The organism is Cryobacterium sp. TMB3-10 (assembly GCF_004402305.1).
In the GTDB taxonomy this organism is placed as follows: domain Bacteria; phylum Actinomycetota; class Actinomycetes; order Actinomycetales; family Microbacteriaceae; genus Cryobacterium; species Cryobacterium zongtaii.
Genome location: NZ_SOGH01000015.1, coordinates 22237 through 42225, shown reverse-complemented (window position 1 = coordinate 42225; position 19989 = coordinate 22237). Strand labels below are relative to the sequence as shown.

At 60.9% G+C, this 19989-nt stretch carries 12 protein-coding genes and 1 tRNA gene; 6 read left to right on the top strand and 7 right to left on the bottom strand.

All coding sequences use genetic code 11. The features are described 5' to 3' along the window. Window positions 1–36 precede the first annotated feature (36 nt). Window positions 37–861, top strand: a complete 825-nt coding sequence (locus E3T22_RS06200; RefSeq protein WP_134480515.1) for a hypothetical protein — start codon at window positions 37–39, stop codon at window positions 859–861. A 124-nt stretch (window positions 862–985) separates the two neighbouring features. On the opposite strand, the gene mobF is transcribed toward E3T22_RS06200, so the two are convergent. Further along, window positions 986–4468: a MobF family relaxase gene (mobF, locus tag E3T22_RS06195; protein ID WP_134480591.1), complete on the bottom strand. Its 3483-nt coding sequence runs from the start codon at window positions 4466–4468 to the stop codon at window positions 986–988. 1401 nt (window positions 4469–5869) lie between these two features. Beyond that, window positions 5870–7567 (bottom strand): AAA family ATPase, encoded by a 1698-nt coding sequence (locus tag E3T22_RS06190; RefSeq protein WP_134480514.1) that lies wholly within the window; start codon window positions 7565–7567, stop codon window positions 5870–5872. Window positions 7568–8209: 642 nt separating this feature from the next. Between E3T22_RS06190 and E3T22_RS06185 the strand changes: the two genes are divergently transcribed. After that, window positions 8210–10114, top strand: coding sequence for an AAA family ATPase (locus tag E3T22_RS06185; RefSeq protein ID WP_166789267.1), 1905 nt, complete (start codon window positions 8210–8212; stop codon window positions 10112–10114). A gap of 236 nt (window positions 10115–10350) precedes the next feature. Then, a complete protein-coding gene (locus E3T22_RS06180) occupies window positions 10351–10935 on the top strand; it encodes a hypothetical protein (protein WP_134480512.1) in 585 nt (194 codons plus the stop codon). A gap of 118 nt (window positions 10936–11053) precedes the next feature. Here the strand turns inward: E3T22_RS06180 and E3T22_RS06175 are convergent, their stop codons facing one another. Further along, window positions 11054–12757 carry a hypothetical protein gene (locus E3T22_RS06175; RefSeq protein ID WP_134480511.1) on the bottom strand — a complete coding sequence of 568 codons (1704 nt, stop codon included), beginning with the start codon at window positions 12755–12757 and terminating at the stop codon, window positions 11054–11056. Window positions 12758–12876: 119 nt separating this feature from the next. On the opposite strand from E3T22_RS06175, the gene E3T22_RS06170 reads away from it, so the two are divergent. After that, window positions 12877–14586 carry a hypothetical protein gene (locus E3T22_RS06170; RefSeq protein ID WP_134480510.1) on the top strand — a complete coding sequence of 570 codons (1710 nt, stop codon included), beginning with the start codon at window positions 12877–12879 and terminating at the stop codon, window positions 14584–14586. A 709-nt stretch (window positions 14587–15295) separates the two neighbouring features. Here the strand turns inward: E3T22_RS06170 and E3T22_RS06165 are convergent. Next, window positions 15296–16015 (bottom strand): hypothetical protein, encoded by a 720-nt coding sequence (locus E3T22_RS06165; RefSeq protein WP_134480509.1) that lies wholly within the window; start codon window positions 16013–16015, stop codon window positions 15296–15298. Window positions 16016–16652: 637 nt separating this feature from the next. On the opposite strand from E3T22_RS06165, the gene E3T22_RS06155 reads away from it, so the two are divergent. Beyond that, window positions 16653–17069 (top strand): hypothetical protein, encoded by a 417-nt coding sequence (locus tag E3T22_RS06155; RefSeq protein ID WP_134480508.1) that lies wholly within the window; start codon window positions 16653–16655, stop codon window positions 17067–17069. A gap of 322 nt (window positions 17070–17391) precedes the next feature. Here E3T22_RS06155 and E3T22_RS06150 read toward each other — a convergent pair whose 3' ends face one another. The 3 genes from E3T22_RS06150 to E3T22_RS06140 all read right to left on the bottom strand — a co-directional run bounded on the left by E3T22_RS06150 (window position 17392) and on the right by E3T22_RS06140 (window position 19098). Continuing rightward, entirely contained in the window at window positions 17392–18579 is a 1188-nt protein-coding gene (locus E3T22_RS06150) for a tyrosine-type recombinase/integrase (RefSeq protein ID WP_134480507.1), read from the bottom strand. A gap of 6 nt (window positions 18580–18585) precedes the next feature. Continuing rightward, a complete protein-coding gene (locus tag E3T22_RS06145; RefSeq protein ID WP_241983610.1) occupies window positions 18586–18843 on the bottom strand; it encodes a helix-turn-helix domain-containing protein in 258 nt (85 codons plus the stop codon). Window positions 18844–19021: 178 nt separating this feature from the next. Then, a tRNA-Pro gene (locus E3T22_RS06140) sits at window positions 19022–19098 on the bottom strand. A gap of 327 nt (window positions 19099–19425) precedes the next feature. Here E3T22_RS06140 and E3T22_RS06135 point away from each other — a divergent pair. Further along, a complete protein-coding gene (locus E3T22_RS06135) occupies window positions 19426–19896 on the top strand; it encodes a hypothetical protein (RefSeq protein WP_134480506.1) in 471 nt (156 codons plus the stop codon). The last annotated feature ends 93 nt before the right edge of the window (window positions 19897–19989 follow it).

Below are 19989 nucleotides of genomic sequence, written 5' to 3'. Positions count from 1 at the left end.
TTCCGCGCCGGCATCGTTGCTGATTCAATCGACCGCATGAAGAAGGACGAACTCTGGGCGTACGGAGCCACTGACACCGGGTACTACTACCGCGTCAAGATCCTGAGGGTTGAAGACAGGCGAGTACTCGTTGGGTTCGTCGACGAAGACGGAGTGGAGTACCAACGGAAGAAAGCCATGCCCCATTTTCTCCGCGCACCTTGGGATGACGCTCAAGAGTTCAGGCATGCCGCAATCATCCGAGAAGCGGATGGATATGCCGAGCAGGACGCCGCTGAATGGACCTTCGACCTGCTCGTGCCAAGCGACGTGGCCGTTGCGTCCCATCGATCTGACGACGCGTACATCATGGAGCCGGCAGCGCTCGCCGAGATCAGCGGCCTGAGCCTCGAGGAACTGGACAGCGAGTACATAGATAGCTACACAATCGCTCGCGCACTCGCAGCCCGGTACGGCGACCGCATGTTGCGGGCTCTGGACGATGAAGAACGCTACGACCGCTATCGCGCCGTGCGTGATGCGCAGAACACTGACCTCCAATGGTGGTACATGGAAGATGCAGAACAGATCGAGCGCTTTGCGCTTGATGCCGGGCGTCTCACGGAACGGCGCAACGCTGTGTTGCGTAAGTGGGCAGGTGAGGCTGCTGTCAGCGTTCGCCGAGAGAACAACCAGCTTCGTACCGAGGCGCTGAAACTGCGCCTGCTTGCCGAGCGGGCCCTGGAAGCGTTGGAGGACGCCGCCAAGACACAGAGGGCCCGTCGGGAGGCCGCTGTGATCAGGGTCGAACTGGAAGCCACCACCAGCGACCAACCCCACAACTCCCCACAATTCATCCATGAGTCAGCAAATTCAAACTGACTCAACTCCCGCGTAATTACGGGCTAGTTGGAATCTGACCCTGTCGTTTCGGGGTCGTTCGGCGGGTTCAAATCCCACCGGTGACGCCATGACGCCCTTCAGTTCCTGTTATGAACACTGGGTACTACATGCGGACGCGCACAGGTGTTGGGCCTGCCGTGCGACCCTGACGCCAGGTCGCAAAAGCGTCCTCTTGCTCCGCGATCCGCTTGGCGGCCTCTACTGCGCTACGAGCTTGAGCGGCATCGCGACGTTGGGTCTCTGTCTCCGGTGTGGCACCAAGGGGGCTCGTGCCGACTACTGCGTAGCGGTCTCGGTATGCCGCCACCATACGCGCCTGCAGCCTCCAGGCTGGTGCCTCGCGCCTTCGTGGCGAGACCCCGAGTGCCTGAACCCACCCAGCGCCTCCGCGCAATGCTTCGTCGAGGACGGCGTTCGCTCGTGATTCGATCAGATCGCGGCGCTCATCGAGGGCCTGGCGCATCTCCGCAGCCATCGGTCCGATCGCCTCCGGGATAAGCCCCACGATAAGCCGCGGTGTCCTGCGCGCTCTACCTGCGCGGGCGTCACGCGCGACCGCCGACGTTACCCGGGAGCACAGAACGGCCGCCACGTCCTCGGCATCCTCGAACCCGCGTGCTCCGGCTGCTCGATCAAGCAGCCTCCCGACGTCGATGTGGTGGGCTTCGGCTCGCCGAAGGCCCGCACTCAGGGCCCCGAATGCAGGTGACTTGATGACCTCGTCGGCCTGCCCGGACAAGAGCCCACTACCGAACACCAATGCCGTCCATCTATCGTGCTGCGCGGCCGCAGCGATGGTCTCATACTCAGCCGCAAGTTGCGCCACAGAACCCCAGACAACCTGCTCCTCCACGAGCGTCTCGTGCGCGGACGGTTCGGCGCCGACGTGCTTCAGAACGCCGCAAAGGACACTGTGAGCCGTCGCATCGTTGTCGTCACCCGATCGCGGCCCCACATGAGCCACATCGGGTCGGTCGACGGCGACGAACGCAGTGTTGGCATCACGGCCTCGCGTCATTGCCACGTAGAGGTTCTCGCGCGTCATGCCAGCGGTCACAACAACGTGTGCGGTGTCGGTCGTGATGCCCTGCGCGCGGTGCGAAGTGACGGCGTAGCCGAGTTCGAGGTGGTGCTTGACATAGTCCGCGGGAAGCCGCACCGCGCTCCCCCACCGGCGGCCGTGCCGGCGGAGATCGACCGCGCCGTTCTGGCGCACCCCGGTCACGGTCCACCGGTCGCCATTGCGCACCCAGCTTCGGGAGGTGCGCATCTGCCGGTCGTTTCGGCGGGTGATCACCGTGTCACCGACGGCTGCACGGTTTCCGTCGTGGAGGGAAACTTCTTGGACCGCGTCGATGCGACCCGCGAGGATGAGTTCCGTGCGGGCACGTGCGTTCATCGCGGCGACCGCCTCGTTCGAGTCGCTGATCAGGACGGCCGCCCTGCCGGCTCGGCTGTCCGCGCGCCAGGCTGCGTAGGCGGCATCCGTCATCGACTCGGTGTCACCGCCGATCACTCTTGCGTGCGCGATGTAGTGGTCGAGCGAGGCGGGGTCGCCCTGACGCAGTCCGAGGGAGGCTGTCTTCTCCCACTCGTGTGTGAAGCGGTGCACGTCGACGAGCTCTGGGGCATCCGCCCGGCTGTGAACCAGCATTGAGAATGCGCCGCCGGCGTCCACGGAGTGGAGCTGCGCGTAGTCGCCAACCAGCAGGACCTTCGCCCCGGCACTCGCGGCAAGCGCGGTGATCCGATCCAAGGACAGGGTACCTGCCAGGGAGGCTTCGTCGACAATGACGAGCTGGCCGGCGTGGAAGGCCTCTCCGTGGTCGAGATGGTTCTGCCACCACTTCGCCAGGTTCTCGGTTGGGATGACGAGATCTTCTGCCAATACTTGAGCGGCAGCGGCCGACGGAGCGAGCCCCACCACCGAGCCCGTGTGGTGCGCTGCCTCCCACGCGTGCCGAAGCGCGCTCATCGCGGTCGTCTTGCCTGCGCCGGCCGGACCCACCAGGACATCGACGGCGCGCCCTGAGCCGGCGATCGCGCTGAGCGCGGCGAGCTGGTCTTCAGCGAGCACGACGCCATTCGGTAGCAGTGCGAGTGACGTTGCACGAAGCATGGCCGGGTCGATTCGGGGGCCGGTTGTGTCCGCTGCGCGCTTCAGTAGCCGAGATTCCGCGTCGAGCAGTTCCGTAGAGGTGAAGAGGGTGGCGGGTTTCGGTCGGAAGACGGACGTGCCGTCCGCTCGCACAAACGACGCAGGACACGGCGCGAGTTCGGGTGGAGTGATCCGCAATGAGGCCCGCTCGGCGGCATCCACGACGAGGCCAATGACGGCTTCGCGATCAGATGCCGAGGCGAATCGTTGCTGCGCCAGCTGGCGTGCTGCCTCGGCGGCGAGATTCCAATGCCGCCAGGTCGCACGTTTCTCGCTCACCGCCGTCATAACGCTCGATCCGATCTCGTCGATCGCCTCCCGCGGCACGTCCTCGGCACGCAGCGTAGGTGCCGGAATGGTCGCGGCTGCTGTGGACGCCCACTTCGTCGCGTCCTCGCCGAGCACTCGCTCCGCTCTGGTGCGCCAGGCCGAGGTGAGGTCGGCAAGCGAGTGCACTTCCTTCGCGGGCCTCGTGGAGAGTGTCGCCTGCGCGCGGAGTTTCGTAATGGTCACTGGGCCGGGTCGGCGTCCGTGCCTGGCATGGTAGGCGTCGATGAGTGCGTCGGTCGCGATATCGATGTGCTGCGACCGCGACGAGAACTCTGTCACGAGTGCCTCAGGCACTGAACTGATCGATAGGGCGGGGTGGCGATCTCTCCCCCGCTGCCGCATCTCCCACCGCACGCCCAGTGATCGCGTCAAGGCGTCCGCGAACAAGGACTCGTGTAGTTCGGAGAGCGCGACGACGGCGGCGTGCATCGGTCGGCCGTCGAGGGAGCGCCATTTGCCGTCGAGCACGGTTTGCACCTTGTTGCTGATCACCACGTGCGTGTGCAGGTGCGGGTCGCCGGCTCTGCTGTCGAAGTGGTCGAAAGCCGTGGCGATGAGGCCCGTGACATCGACTTGTGCGACGGCTCCGTCGTATGCGGTGGTTCCTGTCCGCGTCGCCGCGACCTCGCGCTCCATGTACGCCACGACTTCGGAGACCGCTGCATGATGCGCCTGCATGATTCGCGATTGTGTTGCTGCGTCTGACACGCCCCAGAGGACGCTCGCCGACTTTGGAATCGAGAACGCGAAGTCATACCCGGCGACCGCACGCCGCCGGGCAACTGTCTCCTGAGCGTTGCCGGGCGCCGGATCAGCTGCCGTCTGATATTCGGGATAGGCGCGACCGAGGGGTGCCCCGTCGACCGGGTCTCGACCCAGTCCGATCAGTTTCTGCAGCTGGGCCTCCGTGACCTCGGCGCCTTCAAGGATGCGGCCCGAGCTGAGGCCCGGCAGACCGCTTCCTATCCATCGACCCGCCGGTGTTCCCTTGGCACTGTAGTAGCGGGTCAAGGGTGTGGAGAGTGACCGCTGCCCGTCGCCGGCAGCGACGGTGCGCAGCAGGTACTTGTAACCGTCGCCGGCGCTCATCACCCGCATCGACACCGTCACCACGGCCTCCTCCGTTGTTACCTAGGAGGTGTGCCGCCTCGATCTGCAAGAGGCGTGGCAATTCCAATACGGGACTTCCCAAGTCGCTCTAGGTTTCATTTCTCATAAGTAAGCAGGAGTCGGCGAGCAGGCTGCCGGCCTGTCCAAACCACAGTCGCTCAACAACCGATCTAAAGTGGCCTGTCCGGCTGAGAGCGCTGGCCAGTTTATGGGGGATGAATGCCACGCCTCATTCGCTCCCGACGCGGGGCATTCTTACTCCCTGCTCGCTACGGGTGTCATCGCAGTACTTCGGCAATCTTCTTGCTCCGTCCGGAGCCGGTGTAAGACCACCCGAACATAGTCATCCTGAAGCGATTTGAAAGAGAAGAGGACCAATTGAGCGCCGTTTCCCTGCCACAGATTGCACGCCACGGCCCAGCGGGACGTCAGACCCGAGACTCCAGATATCAGTGTCCCTAGATTGCGCTGCTCTGGATGACTCGGAGATCTCCAGCGCGCGTGAAAAGACGTCAATAGATCCAGCACCGCGCGAGCGCTCGCTGGGCCGACACGGCCGTCAACGGCCTGAGAAAGAGGGCGATAGCCTTCTCACCTGTTCGGTTAGATACTTCGGCACACGAACGTCGCTTAGCGCCCCGCGCAAGAACGCCGGGTACCAACCGTTCACACCTTTGTCGAACTTTTCATCAGAGAGACGCGTCTCCAATTCAGTCCGAGTTTCCGCCAGGGTGGGAGAAACACCCACTCTGTTCCTAATCGTGTTCGGGAGCGTCGACCAATAACGCCGGCTGTTCTCTTGCCACTCGGTACCGAGGACTTTCGAAAGGTGGTACTGGACCGTCGGCCACCGACTCGCTGCTACAAGTTCGCTCGGAACTGCCCGAAACACGACGGCGTCCAGATCAGGACCGAACGCGACCTTCCATATCGGGTCAGAAGCCCATTCATCGTAGTAAGGATGAATAAGGCGTTCAGGAGCGCCCACTCCGCGGAAATCCGACCCTTTCTCATCGCTGTTGCAGATAGTGCAAGCTGGAACCAGGTTTTCTCGCACGATCGAGAATTCGGGGAACGCCGCCCTCGGCAATGCATGGTCGAGGGACCTGCCCCCAGACGATCCGCACATCGGGCAGGACGAGAATCCGCCCTCCGGTCTCCTTATCCGACGGATCGGCCCGCCCCTGCGACGATCGTCGTAAAGCTTGCGCAGCGCCGTCTTTTCTTCTTCAGTGAAAGCCGCTGCAGTCACGACCCACGGATCGCCACCGGCCGAGCGGTAAGCGGCCGTTGCTGTCAACCATCGGTCGCGGTATCCATCCCAACCGTTCGCCTTGCACTGAGTAGTTACTACTGCATCCCCGGAGTCTGCGGGCATCGGTAAATGCCTCACAGCGGCTGCCGATCCGCAAACATCTGAGCGATATAGGAGAGTGTCTCCGCGTTCAGATCCTCTCGAAAGCTCTCTCGGAACTGGTCCAGTGTGGCGTTAGGCGTCTCTGTCAGCCAACTATCGAGAACTTTGTGGAAACGGTGCTTCAGCTCGACATCGCCAAAAACGAACTGCGAGATCGTGTCAATGCTGGCACCGAAGGTTTGCATTCCCGGTGGCTCGATAATTATCCCGCCCTCTGGGTCCTTCCGCATGATGCGTACACGTCGGGCTGGCACCTCCCTAACGACATAGGCAGAATGAGTGGCGATCAAGGCAATGGAACCGGACAATTCAAGCAGGCGCTCGAGCATAGTCATGAGAATCGACACGTAGCGGGGATGGAGGTGTGTTTCAGGTTCATCAAACAAAAACAGAGTTCCCGATCGCAGCGACCCTATCGCCTGGGTTGCGAAGCGAAGGAGCGCCTGCTCGCCGCTACTGAGGTCACGGGTTCGCTGTTTTGCTTCTAGCACCCTTGGCGGGGCGTTGGGGACCATCCTCGCCTGGAGCTGCAATCTGCGTTGCTCCCCGCGTATGCCGAAAAAAGGCAAGTAGTGGCGGTCGTCCACCTGAATCGGAACGGGAAGCAGGTCCGCTTGTTGGCCGATTGGGGCGACTTCGACGTAGAGATCGTCTTTGAAACCGAGTGGCCCTAGGACGGCGTCTAGAAGCTCCATTCTGTCGGTGCCATAAAGTCCCGTGAGATCGCCCTCTGAGCGCATGCAATCCAGAAGAGACTGTGCGAGGTCATCGGCCACTCCACCCGGATGACCTATCATCCGGTGGAAGCGGTAGTCGACGCCGCGCCAGGGCGGTACCTGCGAAGGGTAGGGATCCGAAGCCGCCGATGAAAAAACGATCAGTCTCGAGAATTCCGGCCTTGGACTGAAGGTCGGTGGTTGTTGCTGTGATTGCACATCCCAATCCGGGACAGTTTGCACGCCATCAATGAGGGCCCTGAAGAAGCGCGTCTTACCTACGCCGTTCTCTCCGACGAGCACCAACGCCCGCCTTGATAGCGGAAAATCCTGGCCGAAGTCGGCATCGAGTGAATGGGTACCGCTCATCCCCTGCAGCTGTACTTCAATGTTGAAGGACTGCGCCGCGTCAGCGACATCTGGCACGATACCCGGCGTCAGGTATCGGTCGCCCTGACGCATCGCATCCCAAGTCGCGTCTTCGCGGAGAACACTCTGCACGAAGCTCATGCTCTGAGCCAAAGCGAGAGTCACCTGATCTGCTCCTTCGAGCCGCGTAACTACTGCATCGTGCATCCGCCGTAGTGATGCGAACGCATCCGCGAAACTCAGCCGCTCCACAAAAATCCGGTAACTCTCTGTGTTGGCGAGCACGGACACAAAGGATTCTTCAATGAGTTCCAGCTCCGCGTGCGCTCGCTTTCCCAGAATGCCATCCACCGCCGTCGAGGCGTCCACCGCGCTCGCGAACATGAGCTTCATCTCGATGGGGGAATGAAGTTCGGCGAAGCCCGCGAAATGCAGTCGTGCACGGAAGTTCTTGTTGAAATCGTTCCATCCGCTGGCGTCTGGCACGACAACAAGAGTTCGCTGTCCGGCCATTTGCCAAGCCGCCTTGTCAAATGTTCTTGCAAAGGAAATCTCGATCTCGGTGTCGACAGGTATCAACGGCATGTGGGGCCCAGGTTTCAGTTCAGTAGATGAGTATGCAGACGCCGACCGAAAATGGGGCCATTTTGCCGACGGAAAACAGGGCCACTCTCGTTGTGGTTCTAGTGTGCCGTACTCACGGCGGGTCCATGCCGGCTGAGCTTCTGGCTGCTGCCCCTATGGCTGATGACGTCGACGCAGTGGACGACTCGGTCGTCTGTCGTGGGGACGATGGTGAGTCGTCGAAAGCGTCATGGCAGTGCGGGTACGGCAGTTTGCTCGTCATGACAATTAGCGAGTGTTTGGAGAGACTCAAGACGAGATGGGAGTTCGCGGCACCTGGTCGAACGGGATGCAACCTACGCCGTCGACGCTGAGCTGGCTCACCGGAGCAAGGGCCAGTTCTGCGAGGAGGGAGTTACATACTCTGCACCCACCGATAAACTCTCGCTGCGGTTCGCTGCTCGGGCCCGCATTGCTACATTCACCCGGTTGGTCGATGGCTACTCCGTACGATCGTGACCTTGGAGAGCCATCTTCGCGACGTTCGAGCCTCGGCTGCTCACTGGGTGAGATAGGTTTTGAATCAATTGCCTCGTAGGGTTCGTATCCTCAAGTCGAATGCGCGCTAATCATCACCTCTCGAAATTATCTGTAGGAGACCCAGTGCTTTTAGACCACTTCGAAATATTCGAGTTTCGACGGCTGGTCAAGGCATCTGCGTACGTCGGCCGCAAAACCGTGGCCTTCGTAGGCCCGAATGAGGCGGGCAAATCGTCGGTTTTAGCTGCGCTACTGCTCTTCGATAATACAAATCCGGTTTCGCCACAGTCCCGTTCTCGTTCCAGACGTGACGAGGGCTGGACCGCCAATGCCGACGTGGTCAGGCTTGATTTCGCTATACCCGCTGCGCAGATCGCGTTGCTGGGTGATTTGCCGATCCGAATGGCGCCCACGCACTATCGCCGACATAAAAGGGTCGACGGCACCATCGACTACTCATTCTGGCCAGTACCCGAGCTAAAGCCAGAGTTGTTCACTGACGCAGATTCGCTCTTCCCGACTTTGGCCAAATACGTTGACGAGTACACGTCGACGATCGAAGGATCAGACCCGGAGGCGGCCTCAAGTCAGCGCGACGACCCCCTTCTAATAGCCAATCACTTCAAGGGCGGGGAAGCGGATGAAGGCGCGTTCCTCAGGACTCAGTCGTTGATCGCGGAACATATAAAGCTTTCAAACAGGTATTCCAGTGAAGCATCCGGGGCGTTCGACCTGTACATTCGCTTCGCACTGCCATCGATCGACCTGCGAAATCTAGTGCGAAACCAATTGGAGATTGTGGAAACGCAATTCGTCATGTTCGGCTCTGAGGAGCGCGATATTCGGTCGGAATACTCTCTAACCGACCCAGCTACGGATACTTCAATTGCGCTCCGAAACTTGTTACTGGTAGCTGGGCTCGACCTGAACCGTGTTCGTGAGCACAGGGCGGACAGCGCATACATAGCCCAGTTGGTTGACGATGCTCGGGATCGGCTCGCAAGATTTTTCTCAGCGCGGTGGAGCCAGGAATCGATCGCTGTGGGCCTGCAAATCGACGGTGACATCCTGCGCGTTCATGTGAGGGACGTTAGAGAAGGATCAGTCGGCTGGCTTGACATTTCGGAACGCAGCGATGGCCTTCGAACGTTTGTCGCGCTGGCGACGTTTCTTCATAGCAAAGGCACCGAACAGCCTCCGATACTACTTATAGATGAAGCTGAGCAACACCTACACATCAACGCGCAGGCTGACCTTGTTCGGATGCTGCAGGGGCTGGAACAAGTGCAGCAAGTTATCTACACAACTCACTCCCCCGGCTGCCTGCCAGCAGACCTTGGGAACGGCGTTCGTTTCGTCGAGCCTGGCGCCGGCGGCGTTTCCAGGATAAGACACGACTTTTGGTCCATCAAGGCGTCCGACCACGTCGGTTTCAACCCTTTGCTAATCGTGATGGGTGCCGCCGCCGCGGCATTTTCCGGCCTAAGAAGCGCGATGGTGGTTGAGGGCGCCGCTGACATGCTCCTGATGCCCACGCTCATTCAACTCGCGATCGGCGAGAAGGACCTTACTTATCAGGTTGCTCCCGGCATTGCCGCCGCGAGCAAGAATGACATGGGGGTGCTAGACACCATTGCGGCCAAAGTGGTCTTCCTCGTGGACGGCGACGCCGGTGGGAAAGCTTGGAACAAACAGCTGGTGGAGGCATCGATACCCGCGAAACGGATTCGGTCGCTCCCTCCGGAAGAAGCACTTGAAGACTTTCTGCATGAGGACTTCTACATTCAAACGCTCAACGACTTCTTCTCCATCACGAAAGTGTCTACTGAAGCGATTTCAGGCACCGGTCCCATAAAGGTTCGACTAAATGCCTGGGCGTCCACAAACAGAGAATCAATGCCCGGTCCCGTCGCGGTCGCCGAGCATATTCTCGGCCTACACGAATCAGGCGAGCGGCTGATCCGGCTCAAACCCGACCGCCGGCGGACTCTTCAGGCGCTGCACGCCTGGGCCGAGAAGTCTTTCTAGGCAAGGGGCGGCCAGAGTCGGAACGGTGGAAATGCAAATGGGCACGAGGTCACACTCGAATACTCCCATGCTCGCCCCAGTTGCGAGCATGGGCGCAGAGCTTCGCTAAGAGTGGTCATGTCCTAGTCTGTGCCGCGATATAAGGCGATTTTCTCATATCATCTGCACCGAGAAAGGTATTGTCCAATTAGGACGAGATACTTTGTTCGTCGCCGCGCTCAGATGGAGGAGGCTCTATGCCTGTAGGCGACTGCGAAAGTGCATTCGCCCTGAAAGCAGCCGCAGATGGCATCGTGTTGACTCGTGCCCGCGTTCCGTGGCTGAACCAGCGCGGTCATCTCGGAGTTCCGGATGCCCCACCGGCTGTTCTCGCGCTCCTTGGCGCGATTTTCGACTCGTTGGGCGGGCGCGTCGAAGAACAGGCCGCGAAGCGCCTGACCCCTCTGCCGGGTGACTTTTTCCACGCACAGAGCGGCACATTTATCGAAGTCGACGAATCCCAGCACTTCACGAGTTTCAGGCTGCTCACACTTGAGCTCTATTCTCCCGCCGCGCGCTTGGGCTTCGACCTGCGCGCGTATCGAGGCCTGTGCAGCGAATGGGCTGGCCGTTCAGATAAATATAGAAAGAGCAAGGCGGCGAAAGGCTTCGGGGAAGGTGGAAGGCAGCGTCAGCGCGCCTACCACGACGCGCTTCGTGACCTCATAACTCCTGCCCTGGGACACCCCCCGGTCATTCGAGTGGCTGCACCCGACCGTGACGGGGCTGCGGCATACCAGCGGGTCCGCGACAGGCTCCAGGACTGCCGACCGCTTGGTTAGTTCGTTTCACCGGCGTCAGCGCAGCCGACAGCGGCTGGCCTAGGCCCACATGTTGTTGCTGGCCTTCGCCGCCCCAGCACCGCTGATGCGCCGCGAGACTGGGTCTGTTCGTTTGCTACTAGGGTGCTTTCACAGTAAGACTCGGATCGTTTTCAACGACTTCCGGAGAATCTGCAGCAAGGGCGATACAGCCCGCGATCGCTAATAGCGAAGCAGACAGACTGATGGCCAGTGTATTGATCGTCTCAGCTGGGGTTAGGCCTTCTAGCCCGATAGACGCAAGCAATTTCGTCCGGCTTTCATTCGCGAGGTGGGCGACGCCTCCCGATGACCGAAACCGGTTCAGATCGCGGATCGGAGCGATGATGGAAGGGTCACCACCGAGTTGCGTGACGAGTTCTCCAAGCAGCACCACAGACCGGCTTTCGCTCGGGCCGGCTACCTCTTTGATCAGCTTCACATTGATCGCATCCACCAGCGCCTTCGTCAGCAGCAGGATCGGCTGGACAAGTGCCCGCTTTCCATCGTGCACGGGCGGGTGGAGCCGCTCGAATTCTTGCGCCTCATCCGCGGCGAGAGGCCGAAACAGAGGCCGACCCCAGGCTCGTTCCGCGGCGGCGTTGGCCGATGTTAGGGCATCTCGAAGCATCTCAAGCGGCTCCATTTCTCCGGCGAATTGGCCGAGAAAGTCTCGCCTGTAACGGTCTGGATTCATTTCCCCGCGGGGCACTACGTTGTGGGCTCCCCAGTGAGGGTGTTCCAGCCACGGGAGGTCTCTCCCTAAGTCACCGAGGTAGATCTCAACATCGCCTGTCGACGTCCTACCGATGGAGACAGACCACATGTCGACAGCAGACAGCCTTCTAGTCGAGACCACGTAACGATCCGGCTCGTCAAGATACCGGTCAAGCACCTTCTGATCGAAATGCACACTCGTAAGGTAATGCGGTGCATCAGGGTTCTTGCCAAAGTAATTGGCGAGCAAGTCCGGGTCGCTTGTGTGCGACACAGGCCTGCCCGTTTCAGGCTCGACGCCGATGATGAACTCGCCGTAGCGCTCATCCCCGTGGTCCAACCAGGCCGGCATGGGTCTTCCCCGAATGCCAGTAACGATGTTCTGCCCGAGCAGCCTGGAGTGCGCATTCTGACCGGGGATCGGTTGACCATGCCGGGCGTTAAAAGCAAGACTGCACCACTCGCTCGTGTAGGCGAGATCGACTGGATCAAACTTCGCCACGTTCGCCCAGCGCACGTGGTCGCGCTGAATGAGTCCGAGCAGTTCGCGTTGCTGAAGGTAGCGCCTGAACTCGAGCGCCCGAACCTCAACTGTGTAGTCCGCCTCATTCAAAGTCGTGCGGATCAGTTGCTGCTCGCGCCCCGCTCTGTCCAGATAGAACCAATTGTTTCCGTCGCGAATCGCATCCCAAAACCATAGGAAGGGATACGCGATCTCGACGGTCGGCGGCCTGACCCCATGGTTCTTCTGGACTTGACAGAAAAATTCAGCCTGCCCATCTCCCATCTCTGTAGTGAGCCCAAGCTCAACCTGGTCCCCGTTTTCAAGCCCGAACTCGCCCAGATACGTGCCGGACCACGTTCGTTCCTCGAAGGCGGCAGCGCGCGCTGATGAGGTGATGAGCACCGTTGACACCCCGTCAGAGTCATGGTTTCTATGCACGAATTGCTCCACAACAAGCCATGACGTGGGGTACTGCTCGATCGAGGCCATCGCTGATGGGCGCAAATCCACATGCTCGAAATTAAGTGGTTCTGCCCACTCGTCAAGAACGGACTGGGGGCTCGGGGTTCCAGGGAATGCCATGGGACTTCCTTTCGAGAGTGACCAGCCCATTCTCCGGTACAGGAGATGCGCAAATCACGTTGCCCACGACAACTATCAAGAAGAACTCCCCTAGCGTTCCGCCCATAGGATCGTTGTTCATGGCCCAGAACAGCGTGCCCCGGAGTGCGATGCCGCTGTTTTCAGCGGAAATGAATGAACGTATTACTAACGCGCTACCGGCGGCCAGACGATGGGCCGATCGGCGGCTTAGGACTGCGCTAACGAGCCACCCGTCCCCAGGAAACGTCTTGGAGGGAATCGCCGCCGTCAGGATGCTCTCGAACGTTCGCCTCGCACTCATCGCTGCATGCGAGCCAATCTATGCTGCCTATTCTTCGGTGCGCTGGCTCTGGTACCTGCGTCGAACAGATTTCTCGGTGATCCGCGGTTACCTACCCAACACCGCGACGTCGATCATGCGAATAGCAGAGAACGTTTCCGGGATGTCTCAGCGCCCGCCATCGGATGACACACCCATCATTCGGGTGCCTCTGACGTTTGCGGTAGATCAGGCCGCCATCTCGCGAATCGCGAGGCTCCTCGCTGCCGCAGAGCTCATCAACCACGCCGAGGGGTGGCTACGACGCTCAAGCAAAAATGCCAAATTTGTGATGATCGACGGGGGCTTCCCTGATCTCGTCGAGGACGAACAATTAGAAGCGGCCATTGAGGTCTTCGATGAACGGGTGGTGGAAGCTGCCAACCATCGCTGGCACCCGACAGTCGTCCCGTTCACGGGAGTTGAGACAGTTAATGAGCCGCTACTCGTCGATCTTTCGATGTTCATGGACGGTGTCGGACAGACGCCAATGTGGACGGGCCGGATTTCTGACAAACCTAGGTGGGTTGTCGGCGCGGGCCGTTTCCGCTTCAACTCGGCATCGTTGACGGACCAATCAAACGCCCACCAATTGCGTGGGTCGCTGGAAGCCATGGAACATCCAGAGCTTGTCGCAGGCTTGGTGGTTTTCTCACAAGCGCTTATGTGGCACGCCACTTGGTATGCGGAGAATATCGGAGTCAGCTTCCCGCGGGTGGGATACGTGCTGATGCGCCTCGAAAACCTGCATCGCCCCATATCCGACGTTCTGGCACTCGCGAACGAGAAAGTCTGGCCGGCCATGGCGGGCTTCATTCCAAGAGACGCCGCCGCCGTAATCACGGCCCTTGAATCGGTGGAAGAAGGCGGAGTCATTGGAGCTGCGGGCCCCGTTTTGAGATTCTGGCAGAACGGAGTCGTCATGGTTGATGCATTCGCACTGGGGATCACACTGACAGAGCGTCTACGGATGGCACCCTCAACGGGTGGAAGACGCGTCAACATCATTGCCGCAGATTTCGAATTGGCCGTGCAGGCCGTCGTCGACTCGGCTGGTCTCACACCACGGCCCGAGGTCGCCGCGCTGCGGGGCAAGACGCTCCGCCTGGCAGGAGCAAGTGTCACCGATGTCGACGCTTTCATGGAGGTCGATGGGGCATTGGTATGCATAAGTTGTAAGAAGTTCGAGCTCAACCGTGTCTACGATGCGGGCGATTACGTCAGTGTCCGAAACGCAAAGTCCAAAGTTGAGGCGGCGGTGACCGAGTGGTCCGGACGGCTCGCCACACTTGCTGCCCATCCTGTCGGCGACAACTACGATTTCTCAAAGTATGAGCGAGTAGTTGGTCTCGTTGTGACGCCCGAGTTAGCCTTCGTGATGTCCGCTGAGGCCCTCGAGAAGATCACGTTCAAGAATCTGCATCCGACTTACGCGTACATCTCATTCGGAGAACTGACAAAACTTGCCGCCCGTCTGAAGCCGGTCTGAAACAGGCTTCGGCTATTGTCGCTTCGAATTGGCTGCTTGATCAGGTCGGTATGCCTGCCGGCGCTGGGCGGCACCGCGGCGGAAGTTCCGACCGTTGACGATAAACCGTCCTGATGCGACCGTGCACGTAGCCAAAACGCTGAAAGTGCATCGCTAGGATCTGAAGGTCTCGGAGAGGACCACTCCGCCGGGATACTGGTATCGGGCTACAATCCGACCTTTGCCTTCCACGACTGCCGGCAAGGTTGCCCGCAGTGCGGCGGACGTTCCGAAAGGCTAGGTCTGGGTGGCCAGCTCATAGAGCACCGTGCCTGAGACGCTGTAGCCCACATTAGTAAGAGCAAGCGCGATAGCGCCCACGACAGATTTCATGAATGCTCCCTTCTGAGCCGTTCCGATATTTCTCTGCGGAGTCGAGTTCTTGAGTCTCGAAACAATTGGGGCAAGAAATGAGAAGCAGCAAACAAGAAAAGCAACTACAGCGGTCCACGGAAGAGTCGAACTTCCAACCGCATACCCAGGCCTAGCCCGTCGGACTACGTCTGGTGTTTAACCTATCGCCGTTCTTGGCCACGGAGTCGCCTCGGGCGAGGGTGCCCCGAGCTCGCCGAAAAATCTCAAGATGATCCGATGTGCCGCGGGACGCGGATTTCGGTTGCTGGCATCCAGCCGAGCGCTCAGAGACTGGCGGCAAAGCGTCCTGACGGAGCTACGCGGCGAACAGTTGATTCCAGTTGACGCGCGCCAAGACAAATCCGCCGCGTTCCAACAGTTTCCCGATTCCCGGAAGATGCGCGTGGCCCCAGATCATCACTACATCATTTCTAGCGGCGAGCGCGGCGCGCGCGGCTACTGAGTTTCGTTCTCGGAGGATCACGCTTGTCTTCATCACCATCCACATCGGAAAGGTCTTTCCGGCATCTGTGTGTAATTGCCTAACCTGAGATCGGCCGTAAGCCCTGGCAACGTTCTGATTGAGGCTAAGCAGCAAGGAAACGACAGCTGCAATTATCAGCGGTCCTATGTGAATGGCAGACAGCGTTCTGGCGACGGGGACGTCGTGATTCTCCCAATTGGGGCCAATTGACAGCGCGTCGAATTGAAACTCGCAGCCGGCTGCAGTCCAAATTCTGTGCTGAGACCGGTCGAGGCTCCTGCCAATGAGGGACTTGAATCTAAGACGCCGTGGCACTAGATCACGTATTGGCTGTTCGAAATGAATAGCCGTCTTGCCATCAAGCGCAGTGAGCTGAACGGAAATGTTTGTCCAGAACTGACTTGACGCGTAGTGCTTCACCCCGATGATCACGATCTCTCGTCCGAGACTGTTGGTGTATACGGCAGTTGGGACTTCAAGACGGCCGTCGTTGAGGCGGTCAGTAAGTGCCGACGAGGGAGTGTGCCCAGTGACTGAGTGGTGTTTGCTCATGTAGTCATTCTGTTCACTAACACTGACATTGAACGAGAAGGTGGGCGCCTGGATACTCTGAATGACTCCAATCCGTTCTGGCGGGTGCTAACGCGCCCTTGCGACAATGCAGCCAGTCGCAGACGCCACCAGCGCACGTTTGCCACGAATCACTTCACCTCGAGCTGTACATGGAGGGCAGTTGGTCGACATGAGCTGGAGCAACTGACCTTCCCGGCGACCGCTCGCCTCGGCGGCATGCCCTGAGTTCAACGTTGCTTGCCCCCGACACCTGGCACCGCCGCGACCTGTTTCATCCACGTCGAGATCTGGAGTTCGTCGAGGTCACCCACGGACTCGAGCTCGACGCCCCCTCGTCGATTTGCCCATCCCCATCGGCATCACTGGCGGCACCGGTTCGAGCACTGTGCCATTGATGAACATGAGCTTGAGGTGGCCGGCGAAGCTGCCGCAGCTGAAGCACCAACTGTCGCCGACGCAGTAGTACGCCATCCCCCGCGCCTACTCCCCCCGCGCCGCAAGGCCGGCACCGCGACCGGGTTCTCGGTCGTGGATGTCGGCGGCAATTGGCTCCGCTTCTACCGGCACGCATCATCCGAGGACGACCCTGCAGAAACGTCGCTCCGGCCTCCTCCGGGTGATCGACGTCGCCGCCCGGCAGGGTGACTCGCGCGGCGACCAAGAGCAGGCGATCGCTGTCCTCGACGCCGGGGTCGCCCGATACCCTGACGCGCCGCCGATCGAGGTGTTCGAGGCGTTGCTTTACCGCGCAGAACTCAGAGGGCGAACGGGAGCGGACGCGGCCCCCGACCTTGCCGCCGTGAGGGCGCTGCTCACCGAACACCAGTTCGGCGAGGATGCAGAGCAAGCGCTGGTCCTCCCGGTTGAGGCGGACCTCACGGCCCAACAGCACAACGGGTGGGCGGGTTGGGCGAAGACTGGAGCGTGCTCAACGAGAATGACAGCCCCTCAGGATGACTGGCGTGAAGTTGCGGATGTCCGTCCGCACAGAACGATTGCAAACGCTCGATCCTCGGCGCAAAATGGAAGGTAGTTCTGAGCAAGGCCCGCACGTTTGCATCGACGACTTGATTCTCAGGCTTTCGGTAAAACTCCAGATGGCACGGTGTGGCCGCTGCGGCATCACCGCGGACAGGCGCAACCCCACGAAACCTCGTTTGCGGACGACGAAGTGAGATTTGCGTCTGAACTGCAAAACCCCAGATGGCACGGCGCCGCCACCGTGGCGGCACCGTGAAAAGTCAGCATCCATCGCGAACGCACGGTCAGGAAAGCTGCTGCGCTCGGGCCACAGATTCAGGTTGAAGAGTCGAAATCCCAGATGGTGCGGTGCTGCCACCGTGGCAGCACCGTGTTCAGTCTTCGTCTTTAGCGAAGGCTCGGTCGAGGAGCGCCGCGGTGGCCGGGTTCACCAGCTCGCTGCGTTGGATGTAGTGCATCACCGTGACCCTGGTATCGGTGTGGCCGAGGAGTTCTGCAGCGAGTTCGATGCTGGCGTTGGTGTTGACCGCCGTCGCTACGGTGCGTCGGAACATGTGCGGGGTCACGCCGTTGATTCCGGCGCCCTCGAGGACCTGTCGGAGTTGTCTTCGCACGTTCGCGGTGGTCAGTGGGGTGCCGTCCCGGGATTGGAACAGCAGGTCATCCAGGCCCATACTGCCGACCTTGGCGAGCCGCCGGCGGACTGCGTCGGAGGTGAAGGTGGGGATGGCCACAACGCGGGTGGACTTGGCGGTTTTGGGGTGGTCCTGCCGGAAGGTCTGCTCACCCTTGCGGCTGACGATGGTGCCGGCCAGACGGATGGAGGGTACTGGGCTGGTGATGTCGACGTCTCGGCGGCGGATGGCCAGGACCTCGCCGATCCGGGCTGAGGTGCCGAGCATCACCTCGATGATCGCGCCGAGTTGGCCGTCGGGCTTGGGGCCGGAGATGTGGTTGACGGCGCTCTCCCACTGGGCGATCGCCGCGCGGATCACGTTCACCTCCGGGGCCATGAGTGCGGCGGGGACGTGCGGCTCGCGGTGCAGGCGGGCGACGTGGTCCATGGGGTTGCGCGGCAGGACTTCGTGCCGCACCGCCAGCTCCAGGGCGAGCCGCAGCACCACCCGGGCTTGCTTGGCGCGGTTGTAGGAGATCTTCGCGAGCTGTTTGATGAACTTGTCGCACCGGGCCACACCGATCTCCCGCAACGCCAGGTGGTCGAAGGCAGGTGACACGAGGGTGCGCATGTTGCGCTCATAGAGGTTCCGGGTGGTGCGGGAGATCCGGTCCTCCAGGTTGATGTCCTCCAACCAGTAGGTCACCAGGTCACTGAACAGGCTGTCCGGGGTGAGCGACGTGTCGGCCGGTTGGAACAGGTCCCGGTCGGCGAGCTTGGCCTTCAGTGCCCGTTCGGCGGCCTTGGCGGTGGCGCCGGTGCCTTGCACCAGGCGCGCGTGGCCGTCCCAGTCGCGGTAGCGAGTTCGTGCCTCGTAGCGTCCGTTCGGCATCTGGCGGGTGCTGATGTCGCCGAAGGTGCCGATCGTCAATCGCTGCCGGGGCATCTCAAATCACCGCCGATCGGTGTGCCTCAGCGAGCTGGAGGAGGGTTCCCGCTGCTGGGCGATCCAGGCCCGCACATCGGAGATGGCGAACTTGAGGTGCTTGCCGAACCGGTACGCGGCGGGGCCTTTGCCATGCACCCGCCAGTCGTAGACCGTGGAGATCGGGATGCCCAGGTAGGCCGCCAGCTCGGCAACGTCCATCAGGGGCTCCAGGCCCCAGTCGTCGGTGGAAGTTGAGGTTGGGTTCTCGTTGTGGATGCTCATACCCGGAAGGTGTGCCGGGCGATCCCGGACGTTCGGGAGGAACCGAGACCGACCTCAGCGCCCCGTACGGCAGGGCCGGCAATGCGGCTGAAATGGGCTGAAAGTGATGGGGTAGTGATGGGAACATCAAATCTCTTAACCAAAAAAGTCCCGGAAACCCTTGAGTTTCCGGGACATTTGGTCGGGCTGACAGGATTTGAACCTGCGACCCCCTGACCCCCAGTCAGGTGCGCTACCAAGCTGCGCTACAGCCCGCCGTGCCCGACAGATTCCCGTATGGGCGTCCACCGGAGGCAACTGGAATAGCTTACCGCGTCGGCGGAGTGCTCGCGTTCACTTTTGGGGTGTATCTGGGCGCGGGGTGCTGGGAAATGCGGTTGACAATGTTGCAGAGCGACGTAGTGTCTACCGGAGACAGGGCACCGGATCTCGACAGGATCGGTCAGCGCGTGGGATCGGTCAGCGGGTGGGCTCGATCAGCGGGTGCGACGACGATTCTCTGCTCACACATAGGTTGTCCATAGGAATGATGCGTAGCGTGACGCGAGGTCGTCACCGGCCGCTCATACAACGAAGGAAGTTATGTCCCAGAACAGCTCACGTCCCCTGTCCAAGTTCAACCTCGTCTTGGCACTGCTGTGGCTGGTCGACGTGGTCGTGACCGCCGCGGGGTACCTGATCCTGACCTCCTCCAACGCCACCCAGGCCGAGTTCTACACCTCGCAGTCCTCCGACTACGTGGCGTACTTCTCCGCCCAGTCCGGCAGCGGTCTCGGTGCCACCCTGATCGGCACCGGCATCCTGGGCTTCATCATCACCCTCGCGGCCATGGTCGTGGCCCGGTCAATCGCCAAGAACGCCGTCGTGACGCCCGCCGCTATCGATGACGAGCCGGACTTCGACTTCGATGAGACCGACTTCGACTCCGCCTCCGACACTGACGAGAAGACTGCCGTGACGACGCCGGCTGCCGCCGCGCCGACCGTTGAGGCTCCCACCGCCGACACCACCTCGGGCGACGAGCCCACCGACGAGCCCAAGACCGCTCGCTAGCTCCTCCGCGCGCAAGCGCTGACGTGGGAATGCCCGGGGCGGTGCCCTAACCACCGCCCCGGGCATATCTATGTTTGGGCCTCCCCCGCCCAA

Excerpts from the sequence above, each read along its gene's own strand:
- E3T22_RS06200 (WP_134480515.1), top strand. The coding sequence starts at position 37 with ATGAAGAAGGACGAACTCTGGGCGTACGGAGCCACTGACACCGGGTAC.
- mobF (WP_134480591.1), bottom strand. The coding sequence starts at position 4,468 with ATGCGGGTGATGAGCGCCGGCGACGGTTACAAGTACCTGCTGCGCACC.
- E3T22_RS06190 (WP_134480514.1), bottom strand. The coding sequence starts at position 7,567 with ATGCCGTTGATACCTGTCGACACCGAGATCGAGATTTCCTTTGCAAGA.
- E3T22_RS06180 (WP_134480512.1), top strand. The coding sequence starts at position 10,351 with ATGCCTGTAGGCGACTGCGAAAGTGCATTCGCCCTGAAAGCAGCCGCA.
- E3T22_RS06175 (WP_134480511.1), bottom strand. The coding sequence starts at position 12,757 with ATGGCATTCCCTGGAACCCCGAGCCCCCAGTCCGTTCTTGACGAGTGG.
- E3T22_RS06170 (WP_134480510.1), top strand. The coding sequence starts at position 12,877 with ATGGCCCAGAACAGCGTGCCCCGGAGTGCGATGCCGCTGTTTTCAGCG.
- E3T22_RS06165 (WP_134480509.1), bottom strand. The coding sequence starts at position 16,015 with ATGAGCAAACACCACTCAGTCACTGGGCACACTCCCTCGTCGGCACTT.
- E3T22_RS06150 (WP_134480507.1), bottom strand. The coding sequence starts at position 18,579 with ATGCCCCGGCAGCGATTGACGATCGGCACCTTCGGCGACATCAGCACC.
- E3T22_RS06145 (WP_241983610.1), bottom strand. The coding sequence starts at position 18,843 with ATGAGCATCCACAACGAGAACCCAACCTCAACTTCCACCGACGACTGG.
- E3T22_RS06135 (WP_134480506.1), top strand. The coding sequence starts at position 19,426 with ATGTCCCAGAACAGCTCACGTCCCCTGTCCAAGTTCAACCTCGTCTTG.